This is a genomic window from Janthinobacterium sp. NKUCC08_JDC, assembly GCF_019345575.1.
GTDB classification, from domain to species: Bacteria; Pseudomonadota; Gammaproteobacteria; order Burkholderiales; family Burkholderiaceae_D; genus Janthinobacterium; species Janthinobacterium aestuarii.
Genome location: NZ_JAHKQW010000006.1, coordinates 58,313 through 76,645 on the forward strand (window position 1 = coordinate 58,313; position 18,333 = coordinate 76,645).

21 protein-coding genes are annotated in these 18,333 nt (G+C 62.2%); 8 read left to right on the forward strand and 13 right to left on the reverse strand.

What is annotated here, in order from left to right:
- Positions 1-45 precede the first annotated feature (45 nt).
- From mntP to KO538_RS16200, 7 genes are all read right to left on the reverse strand, one after another.
- Positions 46-615 (reverse strand): manganese efflux pump MntP, encoded by a 570-nt coding sequence (mntP, locus tag KO538_RS16170; RefSeq protein ID WP_034756017.1) that lies wholly within the window; start codon positions 613-615, stop codon positions 46-48.
- A gap of 58 nt (positions 616-673) precedes the next feature.
- Positions 674-1,528 (reverse strand): undecaprenyl-diphosphate phosphatase, encoded by an 855-nt coding sequence (locus tag KO538_RS16175; protein WP_219328960.1) that lies wholly within the window; start codon positions 1,526-1,528, stop codon positions 674-676.
- A 110-nt stretch (positions 1,529-1,638) separates the two neighbouring features.
- On the reverse strand, positions 1,639-2,490 hold the full coding sequence (locus KO538_RS16180; protein ID WP_219328961.1) for an alpha/beta hydrolase: 852 nt from the start codon (positions 2,488-2,490) through the stop codon (positions 1,639-1,641).
- 85 nt (positions 2,491-2,575) lie between these two features.
- On the reverse strand, positions 2,576-3,211 hold the full coding sequence (locus KO538_RS16185; protein ID WP_219328962.1) for a hypothetical protein: 636 nt from the start codon (positions 3,209-3,211) through the stop codon (positions 2,576-2,578).
- Between the two features lie 104 nt (positions 3,212-3,315).
- On the reverse strand, positions 3,316-3,648 hold the full coding sequence (locus tag KO538_RS16190) for a hypothetical protein (protein ID WP_219328963.1): 333 nt from the start codon (positions 3,646-3,648) through the stop codon (positions 3,316-3,318).
- A gap of 25 nt (positions 3,649-3,673) precedes the next feature.
- Complete coding sequence (locus tag KO538_RS16195) at positions 3,674-4,354, reverse strand: hypothetical protein (RefSeq protein WP_219328964.1); 681 nt, start codon at positions 4,352-4,354, stop codon at positions 3,674-3,676.
- 97 nt (positions 4,355-4,451) lie between these two features.
- Positions 4,452-6,125 (reverse strand): DUF6138 family protein, encoded by a 1,674-nt coding sequence (locus tag KO538_RS16200; protein WP_219328965.1) that lies wholly within the window; start codon positions 6,123-6,125, stop codon positions 4,452-4,454.
- A gap of 137 nt (positions 6,126-6,262) precedes the next feature.
- On the opposite strand from KO538_RS16200, the gene KO538_RS16205 reads away from it, so the two are divergent.
- Both KO538_RS16205 and KO538_RS16210 read left to right on the forward strand, forming a co-directional pair.
- On the forward strand, positions 6,263-6,631 hold the full coding sequence (locus KO538_RS16205) for a DUF1488 family protein (RefSeq protein ID WP_219328966.1): 369 nt from the start codon (positions 6,263-6,265) through the stop codon (positions 6,629-6,631).
- Between the two features lie 304 nt (positions 6,632-6,935).
- Positions 6,936-7,628, forward strand: a complete 693-nt coding sequence (locus tag KO538_RS16210) for a DUF3334 family protein (protein WP_034756036.1) — start codon at positions 6,936-6,938, stop codon at positions 7,626-7,628.
- A gap of 69 nt (positions 7,629-7,697) precedes the next feature.
- Here KO538_RS16210 and KO538_RS16215 read toward each other — a convergent pair whose 3' ends face one another.
- The 3 genes from KO538_RS16215 to KO538_RS16225 form a co-directional block, all read right to left on the reverse strand.
- Positions 7,698-8,144: a GNAT family N-acetyltransferase gene (locus tag KO538_RS16215; RefSeq protein ID WP_219328967.1), complete on the reverse strand. Its 447-nt coding sequence runs from the start codon at positions 8,142-8,144 to the stop codon at positions 7,698-7,700.
- Positions 8,145-8,209: 65 nt separating this feature from the next.
- Positions 8,210-8,863, reverse strand: coding sequence for a hypothetical protein (locus KO538_RS16220; protein WP_219328968.1), 654 nt, complete (start codon positions 8,861-8,863; stop codon positions 8,210-8,212).
- 12 nt (positions 8,864-8,875) lie between these two features.
- On the reverse strand, positions 8,876-9,424 hold the full coding sequence (locus KO538_RS16225; protein ID WP_219328969.1) for a DUF2939 domain-containing protein: 549 nt from the start codon (positions 9,422-9,424) through the stop codon (positions 8,876-8,878).
- Between the two features lie 210 nt (positions 9,425-9,634).
- On the opposite strand from KO538_RS16225, the gene KO538_RS16230 reads away from it, so the two are divergent.
- From KO538_RS16230 to KO538_RS16245, 4 genes are all read left to right on the forward strand, one after another.
- Positions 9,635-11,233 carry an ABC-F family ATPase gene (locus tag KO538_RS16230; RefSeq protein WP_034756044.1) on the forward strand — a complete coding sequence of 533 codons (1,599 nt, stop codon included), beginning with the start codon at positions 9,635-9,637 and terminating at the stop codon, positions 11,231-11,233.
- Positions 11,234-11,444: 211 nt separating this feature from the next.
- Positions 11,445-12,578 carry a quinolinate synthase NadA gene (nadA, locus tag KO538_RS16235; protein WP_034756048.1) on the forward strand — a complete coding sequence of 378 codons (1,134 nt, stop codon included), beginning with the start codon at positions 11,445-11,447 and terminating at the stop codon, positions 12,576-12,578.
- Positions 12,575-13,441 (forward strand): carboxylating nicotinate-nucleotide diphosphorylase, encoded by an 867-nt coding sequence (nadC, locus tag KO538_RS16240; protein ID WP_219328970.1) that lies wholly within the window; start codon positions 12,575-12,577, stop codon positions 13,439-13,441. Before nadA ends, nadC begins: the two co-directional genes overlap by 4 nt.
- A complete protein-coding gene (locus KO538_RS16245; RefSeq protein WP_034756058.1) occupies positions 13,441-14,199 on the forward strand; it encodes an ABC transporter substrate-binding protein in 759 nt (252 codons plus the stop codon). Before nadC ends, KO538_RS16245 begins: the two co-directional genes overlap by 1 nt.
- A 51-nt stretch (positions 14,200-14,250) precedes the next feature.
- Here KO538_RS16245 and KO538_RS16250 read toward each other — a convergent pair whose 3' ends face one another.
- A complete protein-coding gene (locus tag KO538_RS16250) occupies positions 14,251-15,141 on the reverse strand; it encodes a neutral zinc metallopeptidase (RefSeq protein WP_219328971.1) in 891 nt (296 codons plus the stop codon).
- A gap of 153 nt (positions 15,142-15,294) precedes the next feature.
- On the opposite strand from KO538_RS16250, the gene KO538_RS29425 reads away from it, so the two are divergent.
- A complete protein-coding gene (locus tag KO538_RS29425; protein ID WP_257620406.1) occupies positions 15,295-16,188 on the forward strand; it encodes a GNAT family N-acetyltransferase in 894 nt (297 codons plus the stop codon).
- 9 nt (positions 16,189-16,197) lie between these two features.
- On the opposite strand, the gene KO538_RS16265 is transcribed toward KO538_RS29425, so the two are convergent.
- Entirely contained in the window at positions 16,198-16,896 is a 699-nt protein-coding gene (locus KO538_RS16265; RefSeq protein WP_257620407.1) for a DAPG hydrolase family protein, read from the reverse strand.
- Positions 16,897-17,003: 107 nt separating this feature from the next.
- Here KO538_RS16265 and KO538_RS16270 point away from each other — a divergent pair, with 107 nt between their 5' ends.
- Positions 17,004-17,678, forward strand: a complete 675-nt coding sequence (locus KO538_RS16270; protein WP_034756065.1) for a TetR/AcrR family transcriptional regulator — start codon at positions 17,004-17,006, stop codon at positions 17,676-17,678.
- Here KO538_RS16270 and KO538_RS16275 read toward each other — a convergent pair.
- On the reverse strand, positions 17,641-18,321 hold the full coding sequence (locus KO538_RS16275; protein ID WP_219328972.1) for a DNA alkylation repair protein: 681 nt from the start codon (positions 18,319-18,321) through the stop codon (positions 17,641-17,643). The two genes, KO538_RS16270 and KO538_RS16275, sit on opposite strands and share 38 nt — an antisense overlap.
- Between the last annotated feature and the right edge of the window lie 12 nt (positions 18,322-18,333).

Here is an 18,333-nt window from a genome sequence, read left to right on the forward strand (position 1 = left end):
GCACAAAGCGCGCCGCCGGGGCCGCGCGCATCGCTTGTCCGGACCTCAGGCCGGATGGCCGATATGCTCGTACAGGATCACGCAGCCGATGACGATCAGCACGAGGCCGCCCACCAGTTCGGCGCGCCGGCCCGCCACCGTGCCCAGCACGCGGCCCAGCATCACGCCCAGGGTCACCATGACGAAGGTTGAAAAGCCGATGGCGGCGGCAGTGACGACAATATTCGCGCCCAGCAAGGCCAGGCCCGCACCCACCACCATGGCGTCGATGCTGGTCGCCAGACCGGTGACGGCCAGCACCCAGAACGAGTGCGACTGGGCCGGCGCTTCCTCCTCATCGCTATCGCTCAAGGCATTGCGTATCATCAGCAAGCCGATGATGCCGAGCAGGCTGAAGGCGATCCAGTGGTCCCACGCTTCCACGTAGGGCGCCGCCACGCTGCCCAGGGCCCAGCCGATGATGGGCGTGATGGCTTCGATGACGCCAAAAATCAGGCCCGTGCGCAGCGCCTCGCGCCATTGCGGCTTGTGCAGGGCGGCGCCCTTGCCCACGGCGGCCGCGAAGGCATCGGTGGACATGGCAAGCGAGAGGGCGGCGGTGGCGGCGAAATTCATCGTTGGCTTTCAGTAGAACCTGGCTGGGATGTGTGTGCAAATTGCAAACCCGGCGATTTTACCCTACGTACAGCACCACCAAGGAGGCCAGCAGGCAATACGCGCCAAAGAAATGCCAGCGCCCCTGTTCCAGCCAGCGTGACAGCCAGCGCAGGGCCAGTAAGCCGACCAGGAACGACAGCAGCATGCCCAGCAGGCTTGGGCCGAGCAGGTGCAGCAGGCTGTTGCCGTGTTCCAGGTGGTCCAGGCTGCCATTTGTCACGGCCTGGTAAAAGCGCCAGCCTTCCTTGGCCAGCACGGCCGGCGTCAGTACGACGGCCAGGGCGAAGCTGAATTCCTCGGCGCGGCGCTGCGGCACGCCCATGGCGATACCGGCGGAAATGGTGGCGCCCGAGCGGGAAAATCCCCGGAAGGGCAGGCACAGGCCTTGCACGGCGCCGATCACCATCGCCTTGCCGATGGACAAGGTGCCATGCTGGCGCGCTTGCTGGCGTGAGGACACAATGATCAGCACGCCGGCGGCGGCCAGCGCGGCGGCTATCAGTTTCGCGTTGCCGAACAGGTGTTCGATTTCAAAGCCGGGCGCATCCTTGCTCATGACGTGCGTAATAACCTTCAGCAAGCCAAAGCCGACGATGCCCGTCAGGGCCGTGGACGCTGCGAGCAGCAGGACGTTGCTGCGGAAAGCGCTGGTCGAACTGAAATACGTGGCGCGCCAGGATGCCCAGAAATACACGATGACGGCGAACATGGTGCCTGTGTGCAGCATCACCAGCAGCATGGTCAGCTCCGGCGACGTGGGATCCAGCCCCATCAATTTCTCCGCCATGATGACGTGGGCGGAGCTGGACACGGGCAGCAGCTCGGCGAAGCCCTGGACGATGGAAAGAATAAATAGTTGAAGAAAACTCATGGGTATCTGTAATCGGGCGGGGAAAGAAGGGCCGCCGATTTTACCCGCCCGATGTGGCGGGCAAGCCCCGCGCCAGATTACAGTTTGTCCATGTCTTGCTGCCCGGCCGCTTATTGCGGTTTGAACACGGCGCGGAAAGCCTTCAGGGCTGCCGGGTGATAGATCGTGCCATGGGTTTCTTCTGGCATTTTTTCCACATGCCATTGCAAGCCGGACGGCGTCTGTTTCTCCAGCACGTCAGCCAGGCGCTGCACTTCGATGGCGATGCCTGACTCGCTGCTCGAAGCCAGGTACAGGCTGCGCTTGCCTGGCTTGCCCTTGGCCAGCAAGGCTGCCGCTTCGCGCGGCAGGGCGCCGCGATTCCACCACAGGCTGGGGTCGAATGCCAGGTAATGGTCGAACAGCTGCGGTTCCAGCAGATACGTTTCCACGACGAACAGGCCCGCCAGCGATTCGCCGACGATGGCCGTTTCGCCCGTCGTGCGGTAGCGGCGCGCAATTTCCGGCATCAGTTCATCGCGGATGAAGGCCCGGTAGGCGGACGCGCCGCCAACCAAGGGGGCGATCTTGCGGTCTTCCGCGCTGTCCGTCGGCCCCGTCAAGTCGCGCCGGCGCTGCGTGTTTTGCATGCCGACCAGCATGAAGGGGCGCATCGTGCCATTTGCTACCGACACTTGCAGCAAGCCGGCCACGTGCAGGAAATCTTCCGCGACGCCACCGTCCGGCATGTACAGCACGGGCAGCGGTGCATCGGGCGCAGTATCCCAGGCACGCGCCATGTACACATTGATGTGGCGCTTTTCCTGCAGCGCCTGCGAATCGATGTTGAAACTTTCACCGATGACGAGCGGCGTAGCCGCGCTGGAGGCCGCGGTAACGGCGGGCGCGGCAGTGGCGAGATGGAAGGGGCTGGACAGCAGCAGGGCTGCGGTGAGGTGCAGTGCAAGGCAGGGGCGGCGCATGTTTTCCTGTGATAAGAGTTGGATCGGTGGCATGTACTCGTATGGACATGCCATCGGGCGATTCTATCTTATCTTTGATGCAGTATTACTTGATCGTCAAGAGTTGCCGCTCGCGCACGATGCCGGCCTTGTCGAGCGTGTAGGCAACCAGCAGCGCGCCATCCTCGGCGCAGGCATGGCAGGTCATCAGGGGCGTGGAAAACAGCAGGCGCTGGCCGCCATCGTCGGTGGCCGTGCTGCCGACGAAATCGGCGGGCGCAAACGGGACGGAGTCCGGATGGGCGGCGGCAAACGCGCGCCAGGCCGGCGTGGCGCGGTCTTCCTCGCGCACGGAACCTTCGTCGACGTCGATGGCCGCGCCATCGCTGCCGATCAGCAAGGTGCCTTCATTCGTGTTGGCGCGAAACGGATAGGTGACGGTGGCCAGGGCCGCCTTGCCCAGCGGACGCCAGGCCGAGATGAAGCCCGCCTTGTTTGCCTTGACCAGCATCCTGGCGGCGGCGATGGCTTGCGGACGCGCGCCGCTGCGCTGCATGGCGCGCAGCAGACAGACGTCGGGCGCCGTCGGTGATTGTTCGCTGCGGCAAGCCGACAGCGAGCGTTCCTGCCAGACGGCGCGCGCGTCGATGGGGCCGGTAGCTTGGGCATGGGCCGCCTGCATGGCGGCCAGGCCGGTGAAAGCAAGGGCGCTCAATACGCGGCGGGAAGATCGTGTGGACATGGGCGTCTTTCAATAGCGGAAACAGAAGAGCTTCCGATTATAGGAGGGGGCTGGCGCGGAAGCGCGCACGGGATGGTCGTGCCGGCGTCCGGCTTGCGCCTCGGTCAGCGCTTTTTTGCCGCCGCCTGGCGCAAGGCCTTGGCTTCCTGCTTGTTGGGGATGTGCGGGCGCGTGGCCAGCTCGGCCTTGACGGCGGCGATGGCGGCGCCGAACAGCTGTTCGGCCTGCTCGACGCTGGCGCCCGCATAGTGTTGCTGGTTGGACTGGGCGGCACGCAGCCGGCGCAGCAGCGCCAGCAATTGCTTGCCGTACAGGGCGTGCAGATCTTGCGCCAGCACTTGCGCGCCCAGCGTGACCTCCACATGGTCGGGGGCAAGCAGGCGCAGCAAGGCCAAGCCTGCGGGCTGGGCGACTGGGGTCAGTTTGGGCTTGTCCATCGGCAGTGTATAGCTCCGTGAAGGATTACAGGTATTCCCAGATTTCATCGAAGGTTTCGCGCGCGAAATCGTTGCGCCAGGCTTCCGAGTTCTTTTCGCGGCTGACGGCAAACACGGCGCGCCATGTCTGCTTTGGCGAGCTCGTGTAGGTTGCGGCGATCTTTTGCAGGCCGGCCGTGCATTGCTCGACCTTGCAGCCGCTCTTCGCCAGTTGCTGGGCGGCAGGCGCCCATGCCACGGGCACCTTGACGACCTGGCATTCGAAGCTGACGGCCGTCGTTTGCATGCCGTTTTGCACCGTCACGGGGTCCGCCTTGGTGGCCTGGCACACGGCGCCATTCTTGGCGGCGATGACATTGGCGGCCAGCAGTTCGGCGGCCGGCGTGACGGCTGCGCGCATGTCGGCGGGGAACAGGTCGGCGATCAGCTTGCCTGTTTGCGTTGGAAACTGGGCGTCCGCTGCCTTCAGGGCGCTGTACGACGCGTATTCGGCGCTTTGATGGCCCGCCAGGCGCGTGGGGCGCAGGTAGGCGTTGAGTTTGGCGACGCTGGCTTCATCCTGGTTGATGATGGTCTTGATATACAGGTCGGCGACGGCCAGCGGCGCCAGTTCGACGGCAGTGGGTTCAGCCGCCATGGCGGGCTGCATCAGCGCGGCGGCGAGGGTGGCGGCCAGCAGTCTGGCGGCAGGAAATGGCTTGTGCATGTGTTTTCTCCATGATTCAATGTCAGGCGCCAAAAGATGCTTTTCGGCAATTTCGGCGCCCGCATTATAGATGGTGAAAGTCATAACGTTGCACACTTCAGGCGTGCGCCTTGCTGGCCGCTTCAAGCAAGGCCAGCAGCAGCTCCTTGCGCCGGCCTTGCGCCTTGCGCGCCAGTGCCGCCAGTTTTTCCAGTTTGCCCCAGACCGGATACAGCATGTGCTCGACCAGATAGCCGTCCAGCCCTTGCAGTTGCTGGCAGAACAGTTCCAGTTTCTCGATATCCTCCAGTTCCGCCTGGATCCTGACCTTTGCGTTATCCGTGCACGCGCGCAGGCACGCCGCCAGCACAGGGGCGGAGTCGCGCGTGACGCCATGTTGTTCGGCGAAGGCCGCCGTGAACTGGTCCTGCACGGACTGGTGTTCCTCGTCGACGTTGGCCATGTAGTGCTGCACCAGCGGGAAATAGCGGGCATCGAGCAGGCCCAGCCCAAACACGGCGTAACTGCCGGGCATGCAATTCTTTTCGCCTTCCGTGTCGGCATAGAATTCGAATTGCTCGATGGCGGCGCGTGCATACGCTTCCAGCTGCGGCCGCAGGGACGCATGGGCGAGGGCGTTGGCAAAGAAGCGGTGCGTATCGGATTTGGCCAGTCCCTTGATCGGCAAATATGCCTTGACCTTGGATTTGAGCTTGATCTGGTAGCTTTTCGGGAAACCGGCTTGCAGCAGATGCGTGATGAAGGCCAGCACCTGCGCATACGCGCCTTCCTCTTCCTGTGTGATGGTGATGTTGATCGTGGCAAACACATCGTTGGCGCGGCATTCCAGCAGCGCGTTTTTCACGTGGATGTCGGCATCGGGGAAGGTGCCGCTGCCTTCCTTGAGCATGCGCACGGCCCGTTCGCTGCCCAGTTCGCGCGCGATTTCCAGGAATTTGAGGCCTGTCGATTTGGCATAGCTCGGTTCGTGCCGCAAGATCATGACGGCGCCATACAGCAGCAGGTCGATCGGCGCCAGCGCCTGCGCGTCTGGCGCCGCGCCCGCCTTCAAGCTGTATTCCGCGCTGCGGTAGCTCGATTGCCGCACATCATAGAACTGCGGCAGGAATTGATTTTCCGCCCAGGCCGACACGGCCCGGATGATATCGCCGCGATGTTCGGCCAGCGCCTGCGGGCGTGATTTGTTCAGCTGCTCGATGCGTTCGAATTGCGCCAGCGTCCAGCCGATATCGGGCTGCGGAAACAGCTGGGGATCGAGCAGGTGGCGCGACAGGAAGAAGGTTTCCAGCTTTTTCGTTGGCCGCTTGCCGTGTTCAAGTTTTTGCGTGACGTAGCTGTGTATGCGCTCGAGCAGGGTCTTGCGCTTGCCTTCGTTGACGTAGTCGAGCAGGTTCAGGTGCAGCATGCCCTGTGCCGTCTGGAATTTGCCGCGAAAGTTGAAGCGGTAGTCGATCAGGGGCGTGTCCGCCAGTGTTTCCAGCTTCGCTAGCACAATGGCAACCAGTTGGGGCGCGATGATGTCGCGCACGACGGCTTCATCGAGGCGCGATGGCGTCCTCCTTGGTGCGAAATCCTCGGCATCGGCCAGCTGGAAATCGTCGGCCATGCTGCGTCCAGGTTTGTAGTCGAGCAATAACTCGTTGAAGATGCCCATTTGTAAGGTGGTGCGATTCACGGCGCTTTCCAGGTCGGTGCGCTTCAGGCGCTCGACAAACCACTCTTCTACGGCTGCCATCATTTCCCCCGTTGCCTGCTCTAACAGTGTGCTCATTGACTTCCTTGCATTGTGGGCGACGGTGCCATCGCTTGCCGTCACGATCATGTTTAATATAAAACACTATTTTAGGTGCCATGCCTGGCTGCAACAAGGGCCACACACGAGCGACTACTGGTATGCACTTATGTTCGGTGGCAGACGGTAGCTTGCGCACCTTGCCGCTATTCTCGGCGTATTCCCAGCGGGAAATGGCGCCGAGCTTGCGCCATTGCCGCGACAACCTTGCCAGGAGCCGCCCGGCCATGCCCTATGAAATTCTCCGCGACAGCATCGCGCTCGAGCAGGCGGGTGACGCCATCCGCTTCCACTTGTCCGTCTTCGGGGCGGAAAAGACGTGCCGCATCACCGTCACGGCATTGCACAGCCTGGACCAGGGGCAGGGCGGCGACTTGCTGGCCATCTTCGACACTCACCGCCTGCGCATCGGCCAGCGTGCCTTCTCCTACCTGAGCCGCGATCTGCTGGTCAGCGGCGTGGTGTTGCGCGCACTTGATTTCTAGTCACTTTTTCCTGCGACCATGCCCGTGACCTGGCCAGGTATGGTATTTCCGCACAGATCGTCAAGTAAATGCAGGTATGGCTGGACGGAAATGTTACATCTCGGTATTCTGCGCATGATACTTATTTCTATACAGAAAAAGGTAAGAGGGCGGTTCGGGCCGGCGGCAACGCGGCGCGCGCTGCCACGCAAGGTCAGGCATGCAAAGGTGAAGTCGTCCGCTTGCTGAGCGAAACGGTCGTGTTTCGGCTCGCGGCGGGCAGGGAACAGTGCTGTCATCTTTAAAATAGTAGGAGAGGTTGCTCATGGATGCAGAAAAGGATGTTGTGTACGGTACAGAAGATTTGTTGATGAGTTTGTGCAACTCGGTGGTTCGGGTGCTCAACGTTGCAACACAAAGCAAGGTCAATTATTCAGGCATGGTGCAGCGCATCACCAAGACGGGCCTGAAGCCGGACATCGGCTGCTTCGTGATGTTCGATGGCGGTTTCACGGGCCTGGTCGTGCTCAATTTTGCCGCCGATACGGCGATGGAAATCTACGAGCGCTACATGTTGCACATGGGTATGCCGAAGTCGGAGCTGGCCAGCTTCTACACATCGGACGAAGTGTCGAACATCATGGGCGAGCTGATGAACCAGATCGTGGGCGACTTCACGGGCAAGGTACGCCGCGAGCTGCAAACGAACATCACCCAGAGCCAGCCGAAGATGCTGGTGCTGAACAAGCAGGTGATGCTCAGTGTCGACACGCCGCTGGACCGCCCGGAAATGCGCCGCGTCACTTTCTACACGGAAAAGAACAATATTTTCTATCTGGAACTGGCGATCGACCGTACCGAGTTCATCAAGCTGCACGATTTCGATTCGCGCGAAGTCGATGCCGACTCGCTGATGGATGGCGAATTCGCGAACCGCGAACGTAACGCCGCCCCCGCACCTGCGGCGGAACCGGAAGACGACGACAACGCCGATCTGCTCAAGTCGCTGGGCATGTAAGCAGCGCTTGTTGACCGTGGTTGACCGTGGCTGGTGGCAGCTTTGCCGCCAGCCACTGCTGTCTACAGCCTACAAGGTCTTGCTCATGAATACCCGGCTCGTCCCTTCTGGACTGCAGGCAATGTCGCCGAAGCGGCGCCAGCCGCGGCGCTCGTAAAATTCGGGCGCCTGGAAACTGATGGTGTACAGCACCGCCGTGGCGCAGCCGCGCCGGCGTCCTTGTTCTTCGAACTGCCCCAGTATCTGGCTGCCCAGGCCCAAGCCTCGCAAGGCGGCGGGTAAATAAAACAAATCGAGAAACAGCAGGCCCAGCGAGGTCCGGCCCATGGCGCCGCCCAGCACCCGCTGGCTGTCGCGGTCGCGCACGACCACGCTCAATACCTGCCTGTCCTGGTATCCCGTGATCGCATCGTTATAGGCGTTCAAGCCCTCGAGGATGGTTTGTTCGACCTCCACGTCGATCGTGGCGCTGACACAGATGGTGTAGGGTAATTCGCTGAGCGGGTGTGCAGGCATGCTGGGCAGGCAAATAGTAAATAACTGTATAAATATACAGTATTTTGACTATTTTCGCCCGCTTATTATTGCAACGTCAATGTGTCCATGCGGCGCTTGCCGACCATGCCGCCTTGCTGGCTGTCGTCGAGCGACCAGTACTCAAGCGCATACGCATAGCTGCCATCGATGATGGTCAGCGTTTCCTTCTGGCGGCCGTTGGGCGCCTTGTAGTACAGGCGCCGCGCGGGCCGGCCATCCACCGTCTGCTTGAACGATTGCGCCGCCATGCTGGCTCGCTTGCCCGTCTTGCCCGCCATCGACATCGCCGTGATCGTCACGTAAGCCCGGTCCGGGCAGCGGGCCAGCAGGTGGGCGCCGCTCAGGACGGTGGGCTGCGCTGGATCGAGCGGGAAGCCGAACGGTTGCACGCCGACAATTTCCATACAGCCCATCTGTCGCGCCAGACCGGTCAGCGTTGCCGGATCGAGCGCGCTCGTATGGTGTTTTTCAGCGGCCTGCGCCTGGCCCAGCGCCAGGCGGCGCTCCAGCTCGGCCAGCGAAATGTCGCTGGGCACGGGCAGCAGGGCGGGGGCGTCAGGATCGGCGGCCGTGGATGTTTCCGCCCGCATGCGCGAGGCGACAGAATGGCTGCTCCCGGCCGTGCCATCGAGGGCGTGGGCGAGTGGCGTGGCGCTGGCAAGGGCGATTGCCAGCGATAAAGCTGGGTGTTTCAGCATGAAATTTCCCGGTTAACGTGCAGCCATCGCCGACGCAATCTCGATCGAACTCAGTTTCCAGCCCCACACGCCATGGCGCAGCAGGACCAGCGCGCCGTCCTGTGCATTGCCGTTTTTCGCGCGCACGACGAAGGTGTTCACACCGGCGTAGCCTGCCGAATACTCGGCCTTTTTCTGCGCGCCGTCGGCGGGCGTATCCGCGTTCGTATTCGCATCCGCCTGCGGGCTGATGGCGCTCTTGTTGACCAGCGCGACGACACCTGCGGGCGAGACCATGGTGTCGACCATCTTGCCCAGCATGGCGCTGGCGATCGACTGGCCCAGCGCGGCCAGCGGGTTGTCGCTGCCGGCGGTCGCCGCGATGCTGCGCGCCATGCTGGCCTCCAGCTGCGTCTTGACGCTGGCGCGCAGGGCGGGGAAGTCCACGTGTTCGGCCAGGGCGTCGGCATTGCGTTCGGCCAGCGCGGTCTTGATCTGGTGCAAGGCATAGTAGGGCGAAGCGTAGGCGGTGACAGCGAGGGCAGCGGCGGCCACGGCCGCGGCGATGGTGATTTTTTTCAAGTGAAGCCTGTAAGGTGGAGGGGAGAAAACGGATGCCGCGCAGCGTATCTGCTAAATGGAAATACGGCAATCATATTTTCTTGCCATTATTTCTCCGCATGCACTCGGGGCGCCCTCGGCGGACCACTATAGAGTGATGAGGGTGGGTGCTGTATAATGGGAGAAAAGTACTTAACTAGCTGTTTTAACTGAATAAAGACCCAATATCACATGCTATCTACAGCAAATATTACGATGCAGTTTGGCGCCAAGCCATTGTTTGAGAATATCTCCGTCAAGTTCGGCGACGGCAACCGCTATGGTTTGATCGGCGCGAACGGCTGCGGCAAGTCGACGTTCATGAAGATCCTGGGCGGCGACCTGGACCCGTCGGGCGGCAACGTCATGCTCGATACCAACGAACGCCTGGGCAAGCTGCGCCAGGACCAGTTCGCTTTTGAAGACATGCGCGTCCTCGACGTCGTCATGATGGGCCACACGGAAATGTGGGCCGCCATCCAGCAGCGCGACGCGATCTACGCGAACCCGGAAGCGACGGACGACGACTACATGCAGGCGGCCGAACTGGAAGGAAAAGTGTCCGAATACGACGGCTACACGGCCGAATCGCGCGCCGGCGAACTGCTGCTGGGCGCCGGTGTCGCCATCGACCTGCATCAAGGCCCGATGAGCAATGTGTCGCCAGGCTGGAAGCTGCGCGTGCTGCTGGCACAGGCGCTGTTCTCGAACCCGGACATCCTGCTGCTCGACGAGCCGACGAATAACCTGGACATCAACACGATTCGCTGGCTGGAAGACGTGCTCAACGAGCGCAACTCCACCATGATCATCATTTCCCATGATCGCCACTTCCTGAACCAGGTGTGCACCCACGTGGCCGACATGGACTACGGCACCCTGAAGATTTATCCAGGTAACTACGACGAATACATGTTCGCCTCGACCCAGGCGCGCAACCAGCAACTGGCCAACAACGCGAAAGCGAAAGACAAGGTTGCCGAGCTGCAGGAATTCGTGCGCCGCTTCGCCGCGAACAAGTCGAAGGCCCGCCAGGCCACGTCGCGCGCCAAGCAGATCGAAAAGATCAAGGTCGACGACATCAAGCCATCGTCGCGCGCCTATCCGTTCGTGCGTTTCGACGGCGAAAAGAAATTGCACCGCCTAGCCGTGGAAGTCGAGAACATCTCGAAAGGCTTCGACCGCCAGCTGTTCAAGAACTTTTCCATCATGGTGGAAGCGGGCGAACGCATCGCCATCATCGGTGCCAACGGCGCCGGCAAGACCACCATGCTGCGCTGCATCGCGGGCGATATCGCCGGCTTGCAGCCGGACCAAGGCCGCGTGAAGTGGGCGGAAAACGCCAACGTCGGCTACATGCCGCAAGACCCGACGGAAGATTTCGCCAAGGACACGAACCTGACCGACTGGATCGGCCAGTGGACGAAAGAGGGCGACGACGATCAGGCCGTGCGTTCCATCCTGGGCCGCTTGCTGTTCGGCGGCGACGATGTCAAGAAGGCCGTCAAGGTGCTGTCCGGCGGTGAAAAAGGCCGCATGATGTACGGCAAGCTGATGCTGGGCCGCCACAACGTGCTGATGCTCGATGAGCCGACCAACCACATGGACATGGAATCGATCGAGTCCCTGAACATCGCGCTGGAAAAATACGCGGGCACCCTGATCTTCGTGTCGCATGACCGCGAATTCGTTTCTTCGCTGGCCAACCGCATCATCGAGATCAAGGAAGATGAAGTGGTTGATTACCGTGGCAATTACGAAGACTATTTGAAGAGCCAGGGTATTGATTAATTTGTAGGGTAACGTTGTGTCGGATTACGCGCTGTGCGCTAATCCGACCTACGTCAGGGTGAGTTGGTCGCGTAGGTCGGATTAGCGCAGCGTAATCCGACATTACAACGTCATCCGCCAGCACCACACCGACGCGCCGCGGTCCATTCGTTCCGGCGCACCTGCTTTATTGCAATCGCGCCGGTCTATCCCGTTTTTGTTTGACACAGCCATGCAAACTTTAGCCATCAAATCCGTCGAGTACGAACATCCACAAGACGGAGCCAGCTGCACTGCCCACGCCTGGGCACGCACGCCAGCGACGCCGTCCCCGGCCGAGAAAGCCGAACTGATCACGCGCATCAAGCGCCTGCTGATCGAGCGCGAAGCCGTGCTCGTTGCCCACTATTACGTTGATGCTGACCTGCAAGACCTGGCAGAAGCCACGGGCGGCTGCGTCTCCGACTCCCTGGAAATGGCCCGCTTCGGGCGCGACCATCCGGCCAAGACCCTCGTCGTGGCTGGTGTGCGCTTCATGGGTGAAACGGCAAAGATTCTCAGTCCCGAGAAAACGGTATTAATGCCCGACCTCGACGCGACCTGTTCGCTCGACCTCGGCTGTCCGGTCGATGAATTCACGGCCTTCTGCGACGCCCATCCTGACCGCACGGTTGTCGTCTACGCCAACACCAGCGCGGCCGTCAAGGCGCGCGCGGACTGGATGGTGACCTCGTCCATCGGCCTCGACATCGTGGCCCACCTGCATGCGCAGGGCAAGAAAATCCTCTGGGCACCCGACAAGCACCTGGGTTCCTACATCCAGAAGCAGACGGGCGCCGACATGCTGCTGTGGCAGGGTAGCTGCCTCGTGCATGACGAATTCAAGGGCATCGAACTCGATCTGCTCAAGGAAGAGTATCCGCAAGCCAAGGTGCTCGTGCACCCGGAGTCGCCCGCGAACGTGGTGGCGCTGGCTGACATGGTGGGTTCCACGTCGCAAATGATTGCCGCAGCGCAAACCATGGACACGGACACTTTTATTGTCGCCACCGATAACGGCATCCTGCACAAGATGCGTGCCGCCGCGCCAGGAAAACGTTTCATCGAAGCGCCCACGGCCGGCAACAGCGCCACCTGCAAGAGCTGCGCGCACTGCCCGTGGATGGCCATGAACGGCTTGCTGAACCTGGCGCAGACGCTGGAAAACATGCACAACGAAATCCACGTCGATCCTGCCGTCGGCCAGCTGGCCGTGCGCTCGATCAACCGCATGCTCGACTTCGCCGCTGCCAAGAAGGCGGGCCTCAAGCCGGGCGCGGACCTGGCTAAAGAAACCACATTGTTCCAAGGAATCGGTCCAGCATGAGTACCCTCGTTAATTCTTTCGCCCCTTTCGATCCGGCCCTGGTGCGCGCGTTCGAAGGCAATTTGCTGGCCGCCTTGCTGGAAGACGTGGGCCAGTGCGACCTGACGGGCGAGCTGGTGCCGCCCGACCACATCGTCACGGCCCGTGTCATCGTGCGCGAAGCGGCCGTGCTGTGCGGCGCGCCGTGGTTCGAAGGCATCATGAAAAGCCTGGATCGCAGCATCGACATTGCCTGGCATTACGCCGAAGGCGACATGATGACGGCCGACAGCGTCGTCTGCACGATTGAAGCGCCGGCGCGCGCCTTGCTCACGGCCGAGCGCAGCGCCCTCAATTTCCTGCAACTGCTGTCCGCCGTGGCCACGGCCACGCGCCAGTATGTCGACGTGATCGCCGGTACCAAGGCGTCCATTCTCGACACGCGCAAGACCTTGCCGGGCCTGCGCCTGGCGCAAAAATATGCCGTGCGCGTCGGTGGCGGCAAGAACCAGCGCCTGGCCCTGTACGATGGCATCCTGATCAAGGAAAACCATATCGCGGCCGCGGGCGGCGTCAGCCAGGCCCTGGAAAACGCGCGCAATCTCGACGCGGGCGTGCCCGTGCAAATCGAGGTGGAAACCCTGGCGCAATTGCGCGAAGCGCTCGATGCGGGCGCCGTCTCCGTCTTGCTCGATAACTTCAGCAACGACATGATGCGCGAAGCCGTGGCCTTGACCGGTGGCCGCGCCTTGCTCGAAGCGTCGGGCGGCATCAATTTCGACACCGTGCGCGCCATTGCCGAAACGGGCGTGGACCGCATTTCGATCGGCAGCCTGACCAAGGACGTGCGGGCCACCGATTATTCCTTGCGCATCGTCGGCTGATGAAAAAAGCAGGGCGGCGCCTGCTGGCCCTGGCGCTGCTGTGGCCGGCATTTTCCATGCCTCTGCAGGCACGCGAGTTGCTGGCCGTGGGCGCGCAGTTCGAGCGCGTGTTCGAGTACCAGGAGGGTGGCGAGTATGGCGGACTGGGCGCGGAACTGCTGCGCCTGATGGCGGCGCGCACGGGTAACACCGTGCGTTTTCGCATGGTGCCGTGGGCGCGCGCGCAAGCCATGCTGGTGCAGGGCCAGGCCGATATCCTGATCGGTCCCTACAAGACGCCCGATCGCATTGCCAGCATGGCCTTTTCCGACAAGCCGTTTTACCAGGACCAGATGGTCTTTTATACGCGCCAGAACGCCAGCTTCAGCTGGGACGGCGACTACGCGGTGCTGAAGAACCGCAGGGTGGTGCTGCTCAATGGCTGGGCCTATGGCGCGGAATGGGAGCGCGTGCGGCCCGGCTTGCAGGTCAGCGTGGCCAACAACGTGGAAAATGGCTTGAAGATGCTGGTGCACAATCACGTCGACGTCTTCGTCAGCAACCGTCGCAATACCGATCCCGTCATCGCCCGCCTCGGCTATGGACGCCAGGTGAAACCCCTGCCCAGAATCATCGAACTGCAAAACGGCTATTTTGCCTTCCCCCGTTCGCCCACTTTCGACAAGCTGCGTGTGCAGTTCGACCAGGAACTGAATAACCTGATCGAGACGGGCGAGCTGAAAAGACTGGGCAAGCGCTACGACGTCAGCTTGCCCTGATAGACGCATGCCGGACCGCAGGGCGGCATGCGTGGGTGATCGCGGATGCCACTACAACTGGCGTGCCTCGAACGTATTGCACTGGGCAATCTGACCGCTCTCGATGCCCTTGCTGAACCAGCGTACGCGCTGCTCAGAGGTGCCGTGTGTAAATGAGTCCGGCACGACATGGCCTTGCGCCTGGCGCTGCAGCGCATCGTCGCCGATGGCCGTGGCCGCTTTGAGGGCCGCTTCGACGTCGCCCTGTTCCAGGATCTTGCGGTCCTTGTTCGCGTGATACGCCCATACACCGGCAAAGCAGTCGGCCTGCAACTCCAGGCGCACGGACATGGCGTTGGCCTGGCGCTCCGATTGCGTGCGGCGCGCATTGTCGACCTTTTCCGACAGGCCCATCAGGTTTTGCACGTGGTGGCCCACTTCATGCGCGATCACGTACGCTTCCGCGAATTCGCCCGAGACCTTGAAACGCTGCTGCATCAGATTGAAGAAATCGAGGTCCAGGTAGACTTTCTGGTCGCCGGGGCAGTAGAAGGGGCCGCTGGCGCTCTGGCCCGTGCCGCAGGCCGTCGGGATGCTGCCCGAGAACAAGACCAGCTTGGGTTTCACATAGCTGCCGCCTTCGGCCTTGAACAGGGCGCCCCACGTGTCTTCCGTATCGGCCAGCACGGTTTTCACGAAGCGGGCCATCTCGTCCGATTCGGGCGGCTGGCGCGCCGGGGACTGGCTTTGCTGGGTGCTGACCTGGCCGCCACCGCCGCTGAGCAGATTGAGCAAGGTCAAGGGATTGACGCCCAGTACATACGAGCCGACGAGGGCGATGACGATGGTGCCGATGCCGATCGAGCGCCCGCCAAAACCAAAGCCGCCACCGCCGCCTCCGCCACCATCTTCGCCACGGCGATCTTCCACATTGTCGCTTTCGCGATTGCCTTCCCATTTCATGATATTTACTCCTGCTGCGATTTGCGATTGATTGGTGACGCCTGAATATGTTTCTTGCGACGAATCTTGTTATTATCGCAGTAAACTGCGTCGCGAAAGAGGTGACAATGTTACCCTTTGCAACTTTCCACCCACTCCACAACAGGTACACGCATGGCGCTTGCCAACGATACACTCATTTCGCCAACGGCGGTGGTCCAGGCGCAACTGGACGCCTACAACGCGCACGACGTGCCGGCCTTGCTGGCCATCTACGCAGATGATGCGCAGCAATTCCAGCACCCCGATACCTTGCTGGCGCAGGGCGGCACGCAGATCGGCGCCCGTTTCACGGCCCGTTTCGCGGCAAGCCGGCCGCGGGCGCAGTTGCTCAACCGCATAGCCTGCGGCAAGCTGGTGATCGACCATGAAATCGTCCATGGCGACACGGACGATGGCGTGTCGGCACAGGAACTGGTGGCGACGTATGAGGTGGAGCGGGGCCGCATCAGCCGTGCCTGGTTCAGCTTTGGCGCGTTGACGCGCTTGCGCGTGGCGTTGCCGGCCGATGTGCCTGCCATGAATGCGCTGATCGCCCGCTCCGGCGTGGCACTGAGCGCGGGGTTTTATACGCAGGAACAGGCCGAGGCCGTGACGCGCCACGTGTTCGGCGTCGATACGCAGCTCGTGGCGGACCGGACGTATTTCGTGATCGAACGCGATGGCGTCATGCTGGCTTGCGGCGGCTGGAGCCAGCGCGCCACCCTGTATGGCGCCGACCGCGCCAAGAGCGGGCCGGATCCGCTGCTCGACCCATCCAGCCAGCCGGGCCGCATCCGCGCCTTCTTTGTGGAGCCAAGCGCCGCCCGCCAGGGCCTGGGCAGCATGCTGATGCGCCATTGCGAACGCCAGGCGCTGGCCGCCGGTTTTACCGCTCTGGAACTGGCCGCCACCTTGCCCGGGGTGCCGCTGTACCTGGCCAGAGGCTTTGCCGTGACGGAAGAGTTTCACCTCGACTTGCCCGATGACATCAAGCTGCCGCTGGCGCGCATGCACAAGCAGTTGTAAAACCATGTTTTACCAGGGCAGCGGCGCCTTTTCCCCGTTGGCATGCTCACCGTAATACAGCGATGGCAGGAAGCGCGACAGATAGGTAAATTCGCTGTAGCAATGGCGCAGCAAATTCAGGCCCAGTACCTCGGGCACGTCGCGCACGGGGTCCAGGCTATTGCGGCCCAGCAAGAAGCGGCTGCGCAGCACGCAGCCTGTGGGCGTATCACGGGTCAAATGCAGCATCTCGCCATCGAGCGGGTCGCCCAGCGGGTCCAGTTGCACGTGCTCGCCAAAGCCGATGCGCGCGCAGATGGCAGCCGACAGGGTGCCGCTATCCTTGGCCTGCTGCAGTTGCGCCGGATCAAATACCTCCTTCGGATCATGGAACTTCAGCTTGGCTTTCACGGGCGGAATGTCGCCCAGCGATTCCACGGCCTCGATCGAGGCGCCATAGTAACTCTCTCCCTTTTTCCACGCATTGTTCCAGCCGTGATGTGCCACGTGGTCGTGCGGATGCCACCACTTGATGTGCTGGGTCGTTTCGAAAAACGTAAACCACCAATCCAGCATGCGCCCGCTGCAGCCGTGCAGTTCCGTGCGCGCCGCCACCAGCAGACAACCGTCTTCCAGGCGCGTAATGCCGGTTTCCAGGTGCAAGGGAAACGGGTTGAGCAAGTCGCCCGTGCTGATGATGCTCCATGGGAATTCCATATGTTTCGTCATATCGTTCTCCTTTGTTGGGGTGGACCAATTATATATTAAAGAAACGATTTTCGTTTCCTAAATATGTTTCAGTGTAAAATTGCCCATCGATCAAGCTTGGAGTCGGCATGCAGGAAGAAGAGAGCAAGGCTGTGCGTGGACGGGGCCGTCCGGCGCGCCCGCCCGAGGAAGCGCGCGAGGCGGCTGTGCAAGCGGCCACCTGGCTGCTGCTGCACGAAGGCTATGCGGCCACGACCATGGAAGCGGTGGCGCGCCACGCGGGCATGGCCAAGAAGTCGCTGTATCAATACGCGGCCAACCGCGAGGAACTGGTCGCCCTGGTGGTGCGCGGCTGGACGGATGCGTTCCTGCCTGCCATGGCGCACGATGCGGCCGGGCCTGGTGACGTCTTGCCTCTGTTAAAAGAGATATTGCAGGCGATGGCGGCGCGCGTGCTGACGGCGGATGCTGTGGGCCTGTTCCGCCTGCTGTGCACGGAGTTTCCCGCGCGTGCGGACTTGCTGGCCGTGTATCAGCGCAACGGCATCGAGCGGGGCACGGCGATGCTGGCCGAATGGCTGGGCCGCCAGGCCGCGCGCGGCCACATGACGATCAGCAATGCGCCTGAACTGGCTGGCCTGCTGCTGGCCATGGTGATTGCCGAGCCGCTGCGGCAGATGGCGCTGGGCTTGCTGGCGTCCGTGCCGGCCTGGGATGCCGCGCCGCGCATCGACGCCGTGCTGCGTCTGCTGGGCGGGTCGGCGTTCAGTGTGGCTGGTGCTTCAACGCCTCGCGGTAGCTGAGCGCAGACAGTTGCTGGCGGTGCTTCGTTGCAAAAAACAGCACCTCTGCCGGCGCGTGGCGCGCGTAATCGCGCAGGGCCCAGCCGATGGCCTTGCGGATGAAAAACTCGTCTTCGTGGGCCAGCGCCAGCGCCGCGCCGAATAGCCAGCCGGCACCTGTGTCGGCGCGCCAGCCCAGCTGGTGCAGCATGGCGATGCGGCGCAGCCAGAAGTCTTCATGGAGCAGCGCGTCATCCATGTGCGCATGGCCGTCGCCGCCGCGCTGGTGCTCCGCCTGCAGCACCTCGCCGACGATACCCGCCATGCCGTCGACGCTGTCCCACCACGCGCGCTGGCGTGCCAGGCCGAGCAGGGCGGGGATTTGCCCGATGTTCAGCTGGCGCCAGTGCAGCGCCAGCATGTCGAGCGCCACGTGCTGGTATTCGCGTTCCGGCTGTTGCCACAGCAGCTGCGCGTGCTCGAGCAAGGTCGCGGCATCGATGCCCTTCAAGCCCGCCAGCAAGTCCCTGGTGGCCAGTCGCCGCTGCGGCGCTGCAACGCCCAGGAAAACGAACTGGTCGCGCATATACGCCTGCATGGGCGCCGCGCGGCCCGGTTCGGCAGCAGCTTCCAGCGCGGCTTTTAATTCTGCATGTAGATCCATTTCATCTCGCTT